The 13,334-nt window shown below is 64.8% G+C and carries 13 protein-coding genes; 1 reads left to right on the top strand and 12 read right to left on the bottom strand.

Annotated elements, in window-relative coordinates; translation table 11 throughout:
• Positions 1-44 precede the first annotated feature (44 nt).
• Positions 45-587 carry a ubiquinol-cytochrome C chaperone family protein gene (locus tag EOA75_RS12325; RefSeq protein ID WP_127324342.1) on the bottom strand — a complete coding sequence of 181 codons (543 nt, stop codon included), beginning with the start codon at positions 585-587 and terminating at the stop codon, positions 45-47.
• A gap of 117 nt (positions 588-704) precedes the next feature.
• Here EOA75_RS12325 and EOA75_RS12330 point away from each other — a divergent pair, with 117 nt between their 5' ends.
• The gene (locus tag EOA75_RS12330) at positions 705-1,220 is read left to right on the top strand and encodes an outer membrane protein assembly factor BamE (RefSeq protein ID WP_067000750.1); all 516 of its coding nucleotides are present in this window, start codon (positions 705-707) and stop codon (positions 1,218-1,220) included.
• Positions 1,221-1,359: 139 nt separating this feature from the next.
• Here the strand turns inward: EOA75_RS12330 and EOA75_RS12335 are convergent, their stop codons facing one another.
• The 11 genes from EOA75_RS12335 to EOA75_RS34990 all read right to left on the bottom strand — a co-directional run.
• Entirely contained in the window at positions 1,360-3,501 is a 2,142-nt protein-coding gene (locus EOA75_RS12335) for a sodium-translocating pyrophosphatase (protein ID WP_067000747.1), read from the bottom strand.
• A 235-nt stretch (positions 3,502-3,736) separates the two neighbouring features.
• Positions 3,737-4,957 (bottom strand): MFS transporter, encoded by a 1,221-nt coding sequence (locus tag EOA75_RS12340; RefSeq protein WP_067000744.1) that lies wholly within the window; start codon positions 4,955-4,957, stop codon positions 3,737-3,739.
• Positions 4,954-5,448, bottom strand: coding sequence for a transcription antitermination factor NusB (gene nusB, locus EOA75_RS12345; protein ID WP_067000741.1), 495 nt, complete (start codon positions 5,446-5,448; stop codon positions 4,954-4,956). Before nusB ends, EOA75_RS12340 begins: the two co-directional genes overlap by 4 nt.
• Positions 5,445-5,939 (bottom strand): 6,7-dimethyl-8-ribityllumazine synthase, encoded by a 495-nt coding sequence (gene ribH / locus EOA75_RS12350; RefSeq protein WP_067000738.1) that lies wholly within the window; start codon positions 5,937-5,939, stop codon positions 5,445-5,447. Before ribH ends, nusB begins: the two co-directional genes overlap by 4 nt.
• Positions 5,940-6,371: 432 nt before the next feature.
• A complete protein-coding gene (locus tag EOA75_RS12355; RefSeq protein WP_095801276.1) occupies positions 6,372-6,989 on the bottom strand; it encodes a riboflavin synthase in 618 nt (205 codons plus the stop codon).
• 61 nt (positions 6,990-7,050) lie between these two features.
• Positions 7,051-8,178 carry a bifunctional diaminohydroxyphosphoribosylaminopyrimidine deaminase/5-amino-6-(5-phosphoribosylamino)uracil reductase RibD gene (ribD, locus tag EOA75_RS12360; protein WP_164747360.1) on the bottom strand — a complete coding sequence of 376 codons (1,128 nt, stop codon included), beginning with the start codon at positions 8,176-8,178 and terminating at the stop codon, positions 7,051-7,053.
• A 2-nt stretch (positions 8,179-8,180) separates the two neighbouring features.
• Positions 8,181-8,660, bottom strand: a complete 480-nt coding sequence (nrdR, locus tag EOA75_RS12365) for a transcriptional regulator NrdR (RefSeq protein ID WP_059184872.1) — start codon at positions 8,658-8,660, stop codon at positions 8,181-8,183.
• A gap of 217 nt (positions 8,661-8,877) precedes the next feature.
• Positions 8,878-9,456, bottom strand: coding sequence for a hypothetical protein (locus EOA75_RS12370; RefSeq protein WP_164747361.1), 579 nt, complete (start codon positions 9,454-9,456; stop codon positions 8,878-8,880).
• Between the two features lie 79 nt (positions 9,457-9,535).
• Positions 9,536-10,849 carry a serine hydroxymethyltransferase gene (gene glyA, locus EOA75_RS12375; protein ID WP_095801273.1) on the bottom strand — a complete coding sequence of 438 codons (1,314 nt, stop codon included), beginning with the start codon at positions 10,847-10,849 and terminating at the stop codon, positions 9,536-9,538.
• 126 nt (positions 10,850-10,975) lie between these two features.
• A complete protein-coding gene (locus tag EOA75_RS12380; RefSeq protein ID WP_127324343.1) occupies positions 10,976-12,616 on the bottom strand; it encodes a Na+/H+ antiporter in 1,641 nt (546 codons plus the stop codon).
• A gap of 139 nt (positions 12,617-12,755) precedes the next feature.
• The coding region (locus tag EOA75_RS34990; protein ID WP_245466617.1) for a L,D-transpeptidase family protein at positions 12,756-13,334 on the bottom strand (579 nt) is incomplete at its 5' end.

Consider the following 13,334-nt stretch of genomic DNA (forward strand, 5'->3'; position numbering starts at 1 on the left):
GGATACGGGGCTCTGCGGTTCGGCGTGCTTCATTCTCGCCTCCTTCAGGTGGCTCCGGCGGCCGGGAACGCGACGGCGCCGGCCATGATCGATTCGGTCGGCTGAGCGGCAAGCTGCCCGGTCGCCGCGCTAACATAATTCGCCAGCAGCGCCGCCTCAGGCCATTCGCCGGCATCGGGCCTGACATTGCGGGCGAGCGCCACGGCAAGCGCCGCGCCGTCGTCGTCCCGCAAGGCTTCGTCGTAGGCCGCAGTGCGGCCATAGAACATCTTTGCCAGCTTCTTCATGCGCTTCGGCACGCCGACATCGCTGATGCCGAGTTCCCTCAGCGAATGGTCGACATCGAGGAAGAACTCGTCAATCAGCACCTGAGCGATCTCGGCCGCAGCCCCGCCCTCGCCGCGCAGCCGGTGCTGGATCAGGTACATATGGAGCGACAGCATCTCGAAGCGGCCGAGCGGCGTATCCGGCACATTCCAGTCGGAATAAAACACCGTTTGCCGCGCCGCCGCCACGATTTGTGCGTAGAGCGCCTCGGTGATGGCGCGGTTGGCGTGACGTTCGCGACCAAAAAGGCGCTGGAACATTGAGGGTGGTCTCCCGGGGACCTTTTGTTTGATTTGGCCTTGTTGCATCGGCATGCAAGCTGGTTTACCGGTTTTGCGGCCCAGCGCAAGCTGCGGGGATGTGATGGAGAATTGTTGTTGGGTGCGCTGAAATTCAAGTCGTTTTTCATGCCTGTGCGGGCGGGCGTGGCCACTCTGCTGGTGGCGGTATCCGCGCTTTCCGCCTGCAATTCGTCCAAGATGTTCGGTGATCTGCGTCCGAGCGAGACGCTGACGAAAGGCTACGTCATCGACCAGGCGGCGATCGACTCGGTGCCGGTCGGATCGAGTCGCGAGCAGGTTCTTCTTGCGCTGGGCACGCCGTCGACGACGGCGACCTTCGACAACGAGGCGTTCTATTATATCTCGCAGACGCGCAAGCGCTACGTCGCCTTCGACAACCCGCGCATCGTCGACCAGCACGTGCTGGCGGTCTATTTCGGCGCCGACGGCCGCGTCACCCAGATCGCCAATTACGGCCTGAAGGACGGCAAGGTCTTCGACTTCATCTCGAGGACGACGCCGACGGGCGGCAAGGACCAGAACTTCCTCAGCCAGATCATCAACGGCGCCAGCAAGCTGGCGCCCGGGATCCCGGGCGGCGGCACGCCCTGAGTTCGCTGTCAGCGACGTCCACGGACCAAGACCCGCCGAATCCGCTTCGGCGGGTTTTTTGTTTCGCCGAAACGGCTTGGCCGTAAACAAAACCCGCGGGATCGCTCCCGCGGGTCACTTGGTGCAGAAAGAATGTGGCTCAGCCGTGCGCGAGCACGGCCAGGAGCAGCAGCGCCACGATATTGGTGATCTTGATCGCCGGATTGACCGCCGGGCCGGCGGTGTCCTTGTAGGGATCGCCGACGGTGTCGCCGGTGACCGAGGCCTTATGCGCCTCGGAGCCCTTCAGGTGCTTGACGCCATTCTTGTCGGTAAAGCCGTCCTCGAACGACTTCTTGGCGTTGTCCCAGGCGCCGCCGCCGGAGGTCATCGAGACGGCGACGAAGAGGCCGTTGACGATGACGCCGAGCAGCGAGGCGCCAAGGGCCGCGAAGGCCGAGGCCTTCGAGCCCGAGATCAGGAGCACGCCGAAATAGACGACGAGCGGCGCCAGCACCGGCAGCAGCGACGGTATGATCATTTCCCGGATCGCTGCCCGGGTCAGCAGGTCGACGGCGCGCGCGTAGTTCGGTTTCGAGGTCCCGGCCATGATGCCCTTGTCCTCGCGGAACTGCTTGCGCACTTCCTCGACGATCGAGCCCGCCGCGCGGCCGACAGCGGTCATGGCGATGCCGCCGAACAGATACGGAATGAGGCCGCCGAAGATCAGGCCGGCAACGACATACGGGTTGGAGAGGTCGAAGGAGATCTCGCCCATGCCCTGGAAGTACGGGTACTTGTCGCCATTGGCGGCAAAGAACCTGAGGTCGTTCGAATAGGCCGCGAACAACACCAGCGCGCCGAGGCCGGCGGAGCCGATGGCATAACCCTTGGTCACGGCCTTGGTGGTGTTGCCGACCGCGTCGAGCGCGTCGGTGGAGTGGCGCACTTCCTTGGGCAGGCCCGACATTTCGGCGATGCCGCCGGCATTGTCGGTGACCGGGCCGAAGGCGTCGAGCGCCACGATCATGCCGGCGAGCCCGAGCATGGTGGTGACGGCGATCGCCGTTCCGAAGAGGCCGCCAAGCTGGTAGGTGGCGATGATGCCGCCGACGATGACGATGGCCGGCAGCGCCGTCGATTCCAAGGAGACCGCGAGGCCCTGGATGACGTTGGTGCCGTGGCCGGTCACCGAGGCCTGGGCGATCGAATTCACCGGGCGTTTGTTGGTGCCAGTGTAGTATTCGGTGATCACCACGATGAGGCCGGTCACCAGAAGACCGATCAGGCCGCAGATGAACAGGTTCTTGCCGGTGATGACGATGCCGGCGACGGTGCCGACCTCTCCCCAACCGAGCGTGGCCGAAGTAGCGACGGCCAGGCCGACGATCGACAGCAGGCCGGTGACGATCAGCCCCTTGTAGAGGGCGCCCATGATCGAGCCGTTGGAGCCGAGCTTGACGAAGAAGGTGCCGACGATCGAGGTCAGGATGCAGGCGCCGCAAATGGCGAGCGGATAGAGCATGGCGGCGCCCAGCACTGCCGTGCCGCCGAAGAAGATTGCGGCCAGAACCATGGTGGCGACGACCGTCACCGCATAGGTCTCGAACAGGTCGGCGGCCATGCCGGCGCAGTCGCCGACATTGTCGCCGACATTGTCGGCGATGGTGGCCGGGTTGCGCGGATCGTCCTCCGGAATGCCGGCTTCCACCTTGCCGACGAGGTCGCCGCCGACGTCGGCGCCCTTGGTGAAGATGCCGCCGCCGAGACGGGCGAAGATCGAGATCAGCGAGGCCCCGAAGCCGAGCGAGACCAGCGCGTCGATGACGACGCGGTCGTTTGGCTGCAGGCCCATTGGGCCGGTCAGGATGAGGTAATAGATGGAGACGCCGAGCAGCGCCAGGCCCGCCACCAGCAGGCCGGTGATGGCGCCCGACTTGAAGGCGATGTCGAGGCCGGCGGCCAGGCTGTTGGAAGCGGCCTGCGCGGTGCGGACATTGGCACGCACCGAGACATGCATGCCGATGAAGCCGGCAGCGCCCGAAAGCACGGCGCCGATCAGGAAGCCGATCGCGGAGGTGATGGAGAGCAGCCACCAGGCGAGAAGAAGCACGACGATGCCGACGACGGCGATGGTGGTGTACTGGCGCGCCAGATAGGCTTGAGCACCTTCGCGAATGGCGGCGGAGATTTCCTGCATGCGCTGGTTGCCCTGATCGGACGCCAGGACCGATCGTGTCGCCCAGATGGCGTACAGGACTGACAGCAAGCCGCAGGCGATGACGGCGGTAATGATGGTCATTGCCGGATTTTCCTCGATTGATGGCCCAGAAGAACCCCTCCCTGGGCCGTTGGGACGGAGATGAACGCCGCACGCGGAATCCACCCCTTGGCTAAGGTGTATGCGAAACAGGGCTGGGAACGTCAAGATATTGTTCGGTTTTTGCCCGGCTTTCGCCGGAAAGACGAACGCTGCGACTCACCGGCAGAGGCCGCCGTGCATTTAGATCGATTGCGCGCCGGCAAACGGCGCAATGTCAGTTGGCGCGGCGCAAGCCCGGCAGCTTCAGGGTGCCGAGCGCCAGGAAGCAGAGCACAACGACCGGGAACACGATCCAGTTCAGCATGGTCCAGCCCCAGGCATTGTAGACCGCACCCGACATCAGCGAAGCGAAGGCGACGGAGCCGAACAGGACGAAGTCGTGGAAGCCCTGCACCTTGCCTTTTTCGGATGGATGGTAACTCGCGGCGACCATGGCGGTCGCGCCGATGAAACCGAAATTCCAGCCGAGGCCGAGCAGGATCAGCGCGGTCCAGAACTGCCATAGCGCAAGGCCTGAGAGCGCCACCACTGCGCAGGCGATGAGCAGCACCAACCCAATGGCGACGATGCGCTCGGCGCCGAAGCGGTGGATCAGCGAACCGGTGAAGAAGCTCGGCCCGAACATCGCCATAACGTGCCAGGAGATGCCAAGCGTGGCATCGTCGGTTGAAAGACCGCAGCCGACCATGGCGAGCGGCGCGCCGGTCATGACGAAGCTCATCAGCGCATAGCTGCCTACGGCACAGAACAGCGCCGCGACGAAACGCGGTTGGGTGGCGATCTCGACCAGCGGACGTGCGTCGCTTGCGGCGGCTTCGGCGGCGCTGCTCGTCCGCCTGGACGTATGCAGGAAGGAAAGGATAATCGCGCCTATGGCGGCCAGCACCAGGATGGAGGCGAAGGATCCGGCAAACATCACCGGCGCCAGAAGGTCGCCGGTGTAGATGACGATCTGAGGCCCGAGGATGGCGGTGACGATGCCGCCAGCCAGCACGAAGGAAATGGCGCGCGCCTTGAATTGCGGCGGCGCGTTGTCGGCGGCGGCGAAGCGGAACTGCTGCACGAAGGCGCCGCCGACACCGATCACGCCCAGGCCAAAGGCGAACAGCCAGAAGCTCGCCTGAAAGAGCGCGAGCGTCGCGATCAGCCCGCCGAGGGCGGTTACGATGGTGCCAGTCATGAAGCCGCCGCGATGGCCGAGCCGGCGGATGATGGCGGCCGCCGGCAGGGCGCCGAGCGCAACGCCGAGGTTGAAGCCGGTGACCGGCGCCGTCGCCAGAGACTTGTCGGGGCCGAGCAGATATTGGCCGGCAAGCGCGCCGATCGAAATGGCGATCGGCGCGGCGGAACCGACGATCGCCTGCGCGGCCGCGAGGAGCACTGCCGTGCGGCGCGCTTCCCTGCCGGCGTCAGCGACGACTGCCGTGGCGGTCACGATGCGTCCTTGCCGCGACCCTCGCCACGTACCCGGCGCGAGACACGGTCGAGCAGGGCATTGACCAGCTTCGGCTCGTCTTCCTCGTAGAAGGCCTTGGCGATGTCGACATATTCCGACACGATCACGGCCACCGGCACGTCCTCGCGCTTCATCAGCTCATAGACGCCGGCGCGCAGGATGGCGCGCAGCGTCGAGTCCAGCCGCGACAGCGGCCAGTCGTCGGTCAGCGCCTGGCGGATGATCGGATCGATGGTCTTCTGGTTCTCGACGACGCCGGTCAGGATGGCGCGGAACCATTGCGCGTCGGCCTCGCGATAGAGCGCGCCGTCGACTTCCTTGCCGAGGCGGAAGGCCTCGTATTCGGCGGTGATCTCGAAAACACCGCTGCCGGCCACGTCCATCTGATAGAGCGCCTGGACGGCGGCAAGACGGGCGGCACCGCGCTTGTTGGCGTGGCGCGCCGCACCGGTCTGGGCAGGATCGCTCACGATTGGGCTCCGAATTTCTCTTTGAGCGCGATCATGGTCAGCGCCGCGCGGGCGGCAAAGCCGCCCTTGTCGCCTTCGGTGCGCTTGGCCCGCGTCCAGGCCTGCGCATCGTTTTCGGTGGTCAGGATGCCGTTGCCGATCGCGACCGCTTCCTGCACGGAAAGATCCATCAGCGCACGGCTCGATTCATTGGCGACGATGTCGAAATGATAGGTGTCGCCACGGATGATGGTGCCGAGCGCGACGAAGCCGTCATAGTGTACGCCGCCCTCGCCGGCACCGTCCAGCGCGAAGGTGATGACGGCCGGAATTTCGAGCGAGCCAGGAACAGTCACGACGTCATAAGTGGCGCCGGCCTCGTCCAGCGCGCTGGTCGCGCCTTCGAGCAGCGCGTCGGCGAGGTCGTCGTGGAAACGCGCCTCGACGATAAGCAGATGCGCCTTCGCCTGCGGACGAATGAACGCTTTGCCGTGTTGGGATATGCCTGCCATAAACGTCTCCGGGGGGTTGCCGGTGACTTAGGCCGAAGCCGGATCGATCGCAAGCACAAGATTGCCGCCCGACACAGCATCTCCCGACAAGGTCCGGATCCCAAGCCGCGCGATCTTCCGGGGCTTTCTTCAGCTAGCGGGCAAAGCCTCGATGTTCGAGATCGATGCTCGAGGGCCGATCACCCGCTCAAGCTTCAGTCCGACGCCTTCGAACAGGCGGGCATATTGTGCCCGCGTCCGCTCGAGGCCGCCTGTAACCGCCAGCCTGACCACATCGATGAATTTGATCTGATCGGGCTCGTTGTTCTTTGATCACTTAGACGTTGCCAGCCGGGGCGCCGCAGATCGCGTGAGCAGAAGGGAAGCTGAGGCGCCGGCGCGACGTGGCGCCTCAGCGATCCGCGCCGCCTCCCCGGAACCGGTCGGTTTCGCTCAAAGCCCCTGTTTCGCCGCCTCGGCGAGGCGCGCGGCATACCGGGCCATGGTATCGATCTCGATGTTGACGCGGTCGCCAGCCTGGCGCTCGCCCCAGGTAGTGACGCTCAGCGAGTGCTGGATCAGAAGCACATCGAAGCGCGTAGCTTCGACCTTGTTGACGGTAAGCGAGGTGCCGTCGAGCGCGACGGAGCCTTTCGGCGCGATGAACTTCGCCAGGTGACGCGGCGCCTCCAGCGTGAAGCGCACGGCATCGCCCTCTTCCCTGCGCTCCACGATTTCCGCCGTGCCGTCGACATGGCCGGAGACGATATGGCCACCGAGCTCGTCGCCGATCTTCAACGCCCGTTCGAGATTGATCCTGGTGCCCGATTTCCAACCGGATGCAGTCGTCAGCCTGAGCGCCTCTTCCCAGGCTTCGACCTCAAACCAGCGCGCGTTCGAGCCGTTCTCGGGCAGCGCCGTCACGGTCAGGCAGACGCCGCCGCAGGAAATCGAAGCGCCGATCGCGATCGTTTCCGGGTCATAGGCCGTGTCGATGCGCAGGCCGACGCCTTCGCTGAGCGGCTTCACCGAAGCGACAGTGCCGACATCCGTAACGATTCCCGTAAACATCAGATCGTGTCTTCCAGTTTGACCATGCTCTTGTCCGAAAACCATTTCCCACTTTTTGGGATCATGGTCTTACCCACTCGGCATAGCTGTCCTCGCCGAAGCGCATCTCACGCAATTTGCGGAAACCCGGCGGGATATGCGCAGCGTCGATCGGCGAGGCGATACCATCCTCGCCGATCGCCTCCGGTCCCTGGAACAGGACGATGCGGTCAACGAGGTCTTCCGTCAGGAAGGCCCCGGCTACCTTGGCGCCGCCTTCGACCACCACGCTCGCCATGCCGAGGGCTGCAATATCCTCGAGCAGTTCCGGCAGGGCTACTTCGCTCTCGTAAGTTTCAGTGCCGATGAAGTGCACGCCCGCGCGTTCGAGCGCAGCCCGCCGCTGCGGGTCGGCCTCGGCGCATGCCGCGACATAGAGCGGGACACGATCCACCCCGGAAACGAGCTTCGACGACTCCGGCAGCCGGATCTGGCGATCGAGGATGATGCGAGCCGGGGAGCGGTTCTCCAACCCCGGCAGGCGCACGGTCAGCGCCGGGTCGTCCTCCAGCGCAGTGCCGATGCCGACGAGGATAGCGTCGGCCTCCGCGCGCATAAGATAGACTTCGCGCCTGGCGATCTCACCCGTGATGGCGACCTGGCCGGCGCCTTTGCGGCCGATCTTGCCGTCGCTCGAAAGCGCAAGCTTCAGCGTCACTTCGGGACGTTTCTTCAAAGATCGAATCAGATAGCCGGCCATCTGCTCGGCGGCCTCTGTGGCGAGCGCCTTCTCCACGACCTCGATGCCGGCGGCGCGCAGCATGGCGTAACCCTTGCCGGAAACGCGCGGATCGGGATCGCTTGCCGCGCCGACGACGCGCGCAATGCCGGCATTGACCAGCGCGGCGGCGCAAGGCGGCGTGCGGCCGTGATGGGCGCAGGGCTCAAGCGTCACATAGGCGGTGGCGCCGCGGGCCAGTTCGCCGGCCTCGGCCAGCGCCTCGGTCTCGGCGTGCGGCCGGCCGCCGACAGCAGTGACGCCGGTGCCGACGATCATCGGGCCGGCGCCGTCGTCGCGCACGATGATGGTGCCGACGGAAGGGTTGGTCGCGGTGCGGCCGGCATTGCGGCGCGACAGCCGGATGGCCGCCGCCATGAAACGGCGATCAAGGGCTGCTTGCTCGGCCCCGCCCAATTGAGCTTTCGCCATGATCAGCCGGCGTCCTCTTCGGTCTTTTCTTCATCGCCCTTCAGTTCGCCCAGCAACTCGTGGAAATCCTTGGCTTCACGGAAATTGCGATAGACCGAAGCGAAGCGGACATAGGCGACGTCGTCGAGCGATTTCAGCGCCTCCATGACGAGCCGACCGACCTCGCCGGAGGCCACTTCCGTCTCGCCGGAGCTTTCGAGCTGGCGCACGATGCCGGTCACGGCGCGATCGATCCGCTCGGGGTCGACATTGCGCTTGCGCACCGCGATCTCGACCGAGCGCAGCAGCTTGTCGCGGTCGAACGGCACCTTGCGGCCGGACTTCTTGATGACGACGAGATCGCGCAGTTGCACGCGCTCGAAGGTGGTGAAGCGGCCGCCGCAGTCCGGACAGACGCGGCGCCTGCGGATCGCCGCGCCATCCTCGGCGGGACGCGAATCCTTCACCTGCGTATCTTCGGACTGGCAATAGGGGCAGCGCATGGAGAGCCTTGGGTTTGCGATTCAGAGCATGATCCCGAAAAGTTGCAGACTCTTCGGAGAAGATCATGCTTCAAAAACAAAATCTTAGAGCGAGATGGCGATTCAAGGAAGCGTCATCTCGCTCTGGTGAGCGGAAGGCTTGGAGCCTTTCATTTCTCAGAGATAGCGAGGCGCGAGAAAGATTGCCAGCGCCCTGCCCCTGTCGTGCCCGGTCGGTTCAGGGCGCGACGTCCTTGGTCGGGAATCCGCAGGACGTGCCGAGGTTGCGGTAGGCCTTGGTGAAGCCGTCCATCGGAATGCTGGCGACGGTCTGCTTGCCAAAAACAACATCGAGCGAGGTGACTTTGCGCATGGCGCGCAGCAGAGCGAGACTTGTCTTCGCCTGGTTGTCGACCGTCCAGCTGGGACGACCGCCGACGGCATTCGAATAGACTTTCGCGGAAACCTTGATGCCGGGGTCGCCGAAGGTCGCCGCGATGTCCTTGCCGGTCGGCAGGTCCTTGTTGTCGACGGCGATCATGATGGCGGGATAGGCATCCGGCGGCAGCGCGTCGCCGGTCGAGATCGACAGCGTTAGCGTGCCAGCATTGCCGATGCCGTCGACGAAAGCTGCGGAGGCCGCGCAGGTCTTGTGTGCATCCTGCCCGATGTCGAGCGTGTCGATGATCGTGGTCCATCTGCCGAAGGTGTTTGTGGCCGGTTCTGGCTGCGCCTGCTCCTGCCCGGCCGCGCCGGACACGGCGAAACCGGCCAGCGAGCCGACCAGGGCCAAGGCGGCAAGATGGAAAATGCGCATCATCAAGTCTCCAGTTCGCGACGCCGCCCAATCAGGACGGCGCACTGCCGGCGGATAAAAGATGACGCGCGGCTTCCGGTCAACCGAGATAAGGATAGAGCGGGAAGCGATCCGTCAACGCCGTGACTTTGGCCTTGACCGCAGCCTCGACTACCGCATTGCCCTCGTCGGAATTCGCCGCCTTCAGCCCGTCCAGCACCTCGGCGATCAGCTTGCCGATCTCGCGGAACTCGGCCTGGCCGAAGCCGCGCGTGGTGCCGGCCGGTGTGCCGAGGCGAACGCCGGAGGTGACGAACGGCTTTTCGGGGTCGAAGGGGATGCCGTTCTTGTTGCAGGTGATGTTGGCGCGGCCGAGAGCCGCCTCGGCGCGCTTGCCGGTGGCGTTTTTCGGGCGCAGGTCGACCAGCATCAGATGGTTGTCGGTGCCGCCCGACACGATGTCGAGGCCGGTTTCCTGCAGGCTCGAAGCCAGCGCCTTGGCGTTGGCGACGATGCTCTCGGCATAGGCTTTGAAGCTCGGCTTCAGCGCCTCGCCGAGCGCCACCGCCTTGGCCGCGACGACATGCATCAGCGGGCCGCCCTGGAGGCCTGGGAAAACCGCCGAGTTCATCTTCTTGGCGATCTCCTCGTCGTTGCACAGGATCATGCCGCCGCGGGGCCCGCGCAGCGACTTGTGCGTCGTCGTGGTCACGACATGCGCATAAGGCAGCGGCGACGGGTGCATACCGCCGGCGACTAGCCCGGCGATATGCGCCATGTCGACCATCAGATAGGCGCCGATCGAATCGGCAATCTCGCGGAAACGCTTCCAGTCCCAGATGCGCGAATAGGCCGTGCCGCCGGCCAGGATCAGCTTCGGCTTCGTCTCATGCGCGGTCTTCTCGATCGCGTCCATGTCGAGCAGGTGGTCGTCCTTGCGCACCCCGTAGGAAACGACCTTGAACCATTTGCCGCTCATGTTGACCGGCGAGCCATGCGTGAGATGGCCGCCGGAGTTCAAATCGAGGCCCATGAACGTGTCGCCGGGCTGCAGAAGCGCCAGGAAGACGGCCTGGTTCATCTGGCTGCCCGAGTTCGGCTGGACATTGGCGAAGTTGCAGCCGAAAAGCTTCTTGGCGCGCTCGATGGCCAGTTCCTCGGCCACGTCGACGAACTGGCAGCCGCCGTAATAGCGCTTGCCCGGATAACCCTCGGCATATTTGTTGGTCATGATCGACCCCTGCGCCTCGAGCACGGCGCGGGACACGATGTTTTCCGAGGCGATCAGTTCGATCTCATGGCGCTGGCGGCCAAGCTCGTTGCGGATGGCGCCGAAAATTTCCGGATCGGCGTCGGCAAGCGTGGTCTCGAAGAAGGATTCGAATTTGTTGGCGGCTGCCGCGGCATTTGACATGGCTTGCTTTCCCTTGGGGCCGGAGGTCTGCGAGGTCGCCGCGCCATTAACACAGTTGTTTGGAGCCCGCCACGTTTGCGGCGCGAAATTTGCTGGCCGGATTGCGCCAAGCAAATCGGCTGAACACTATTTCCGGTCGCGCCGGCTTTTGAGCAGCGCTTCTGTCAAAGTGATCTCGGAAAGCAGCGCCCGCATCGTGTGGTCGTTGATCTGGCGGGTGCGGAACATGGCGCGCACGGCGGCGCGCTCCGCCTCTATGCCGGCGTGCCTGAGCTCAAGCTCCAGCCGCCCGGATTCGCGCGCCTCGGCGCGCGCCTCTTCGGCCTCGTCGGAAGCCGCGATGCGGCGCCGGTAGCCGGCAACGATGCTGTCGGCGACCGCGAGCCGGGCCTCGGCCGCCTCGCCTTCGCCGCCCTCGCTGGCGAGGCTCTCGATCTTGGCGATGGCGGCCTTGGCGGCGCCCGCACGCGCCCGCCGCTCCTCGGCCGCACCCGGATCCTCGCCTGGCTCGACCAGCCCGCGGGCGATCCCCGGCAAAGCAAGGCTGGCGATGACCAGCGAGCAGATGATGACGCCGGCGGCGAGGAAGATCACCACGTCTCGCGCTGGAAAGGGCGAGCCATCCTGCAGAGCGAGCGGCAGCGACAGGATGCCGGCAAGCGTGATCGCGCCGCGCACACCGGCCACCGATCCGGCAAGCCTGACGCGGAAACCAAAGGGCTCTGCCTTGCGCTTGCCGAGCCGCGCGGCGATCATCGATGCCATGTCGCCGATCCAGATCCAGAGGAAGCGCAGGCCGATCACGCAGAGCGTCAAAATGAGCACGGTCAGCACCGGCTCGAACAGCCAGTGCCGGCTGGTGAGCTCCGGCGGGACCCTGCGGATGATGTCAGGAAGCTGCAGGCCGAGCAGGATGAAGAGAGCGCCGTTGAAGACGAAGGTCAGCATCGACCATAGCGACATCGCCTGAATCCGCGCCGAGACCGAGAGATGGCGGAAAATGCCGGAGGTGCCCGTAACCAGGCCGGCGGTGACCGCGGCCAGAATGCCGGAAGCGCCGACATGCTCGGCAATGAGATAGGCGACGAAGGGCAGCAGAACCATCACCAGCACCTGCGCCCCCGCCGGCGTGCCGCCGATGCGGCCAAGCACCTGCAGCGCCTTGGCGGCGACGAACAACGCCGCAATGCCCGCGAGGATGCCGGCCGCCACGGCGTAAAGAAAGCTCAACGAGGCGGCGGCGAACGAAAAACTGCCGGTCAGCGCCGCCGCAACGGCAAAGCGGAACATGACCAGGCCGGAGGCATCATTGAGCAGGGATTCGCCTTCCAATATGTGCATCAGCCGAGCCGGAACGACATTGCGGTCGACAATCGAGGACACGGCAACGGCATCGGTCGGTGACAGCACGGCGGCTAAAGCGAACGCAACCGCCAGCGGGATGGTTGGCACCAGCCAGTGCAGAGCATATCCGAAGCCGACGATGGTGAAGAAGACAAGTCCGACGGCGAGATCGAGGATCGGCCGGCGCAGCTCGATCAGCTCCCGTTTCGGCGCCGCGAAGGCATCACCGAACAGAAGCGGCGGAATGAACACCAGCAGGAAGAGTTCCGGATCGATCTCGACATGCAGTCCCTTGGCCGGCCAGGCAAGCGCGGCGCCGATCGCAATCTGCAGCACGGGGAGCGGCACCCGCACCAGCCGCACGAGAGCGCCGGAAAGCGCCACGAAAGCAAGCACGACGAGAATGAAGACGGCGACGTCCATGATGCTATTCCAGCTGCTCGCGTTTTAAGTCTCACTTTTCGACGCATGTCGCTCTGCCAAAACCGCTGCGCACTGTTTGGGGACATGCAAACAAAAAAGCCGCTCCAAGAGCGGCCTTTTCGTGATTTATATCAATCGGTTACAGAGCAGAAGTAATCTGCAGCTCGCTGTTGCCGTCGAGGCCGTAAATGTCGTCGCGGAACTGCACGACGCCGGGTCCGGTCGACCATGCCGACAGATACAGGAAGTGGACCGGCACCGGGTTGACCACCTGCACCGGCGTATTCTCGCCAGTCTTGATCGCCGCCTCGAAATGCTGGCGATCCCAGCCCGGCGTATCACGCAGGATCCAGGTGACGAGGTCGCGCACATTCTGGACGCGCACGCAGCCGGAAGAGTCGAAGCGCATCAGCTTGCCGAACAGGCTCTGCTGCGGCGTGTCGTGCATGTAGACGCCGTCCGGGCTCGGGAAGTTGATCTTGACCGAGGCCATGGCGTTGCCGGCGCCGGGATCCTGGCGGAAGCGGTACTTGGCGGCATCGTCCGTCGACCAGTCGACGGTCATCGGATCGACCTCGCTTCCGTCAGGCGCGAACAGCCGGATGTGGCTGTCCTTGAGGTAGTTCGGGTCCTTCCGCATCAGCGGAATGATGTCCTTGCGCACGATCGAGACCGGCGCGTTCCAGTAAGGATTGACGATGATCTCGTTGATCTTGGA

This window comes from Mesorhizobium sp. M1A.F.Ca.IN.022.07.1.1 (assembly GCF_003997575.1).
Lineage (GTDB): Bacteria > Pseudomonadota > Alphaproteobacteria > Rhizobiales > Rhizobiaceae > Mesorhizobium.

What these genes read in the sequence shown, in the direction of transcription:
- EOA75_RS12325 (WP_127324342.1), bottom strand. Translation starts at nt 587, where the DNA reads ATGTTCCAGCGCCTTTTTGGTCGCGAACGTCACGCCAACCGCGCCATC.
- EOA75_RS12335 (WP_067000747.1), bottom strand. Translation starts at nt 3,501, where the DNA reads ATGACCATCATTACCGCCGTCATCGCCTGCGGCTTGCTGTCAGTCCTG.
- ribH (WP_067000738.1), bottom strand. Translation starts at nt 5,939, where the DNA reads ATGGCAGGCATATCCCAACACGGCAAAGCGTTCATTCGTCCGCAGGCG.
- EOA75_RS12355 (WP_095801276.1), bottom strand. Translation starts at nt 6,989, where the DNA reads ATGTTTACGGGAATCGTTACGGATGTCGGCACTGTCGCTTCGGTGAAG.
- ribD (WP_164747360.1), bottom strand. Translation starts at nt 8,178, where the DNA reads ATGGCGAAAGCTCAATTGGGCGGGGCCGAGCAAGCAGCCCTTGATCGC.
- nrdR (WP_059184872.1), bottom strand. Translation starts at nt 8,660, where the DNA reads ATGCGCTGCCCCTATTGCCAGTCCGAAGATACGCAGGTGAAGGATTCG.
- EOA75_RS12370 (WP_164747361.1), bottom strand. Translation starts at nt 9,456, where the DNA reads ATGCGCATTTTCCATCTTGCCGCCTTGGCCCTGGTCGGCTCGCTGGCC.
- glyA (WP_095801273.1), bottom strand. Translation starts at nt 10,849, where the DNA reads ATGTCAAATGCCGCGGCAGCCGCCAACAAATTCGAATCCTTCTTCGAG.
- EOA75_RS12380 (WP_127324343.1), bottom strand. Translation starts at nt 12,616, where the DNA reads ATGGACGTCGCCGTCTTCATTCTCGTCGTGCTTGCTTTCGTGGCGCTT.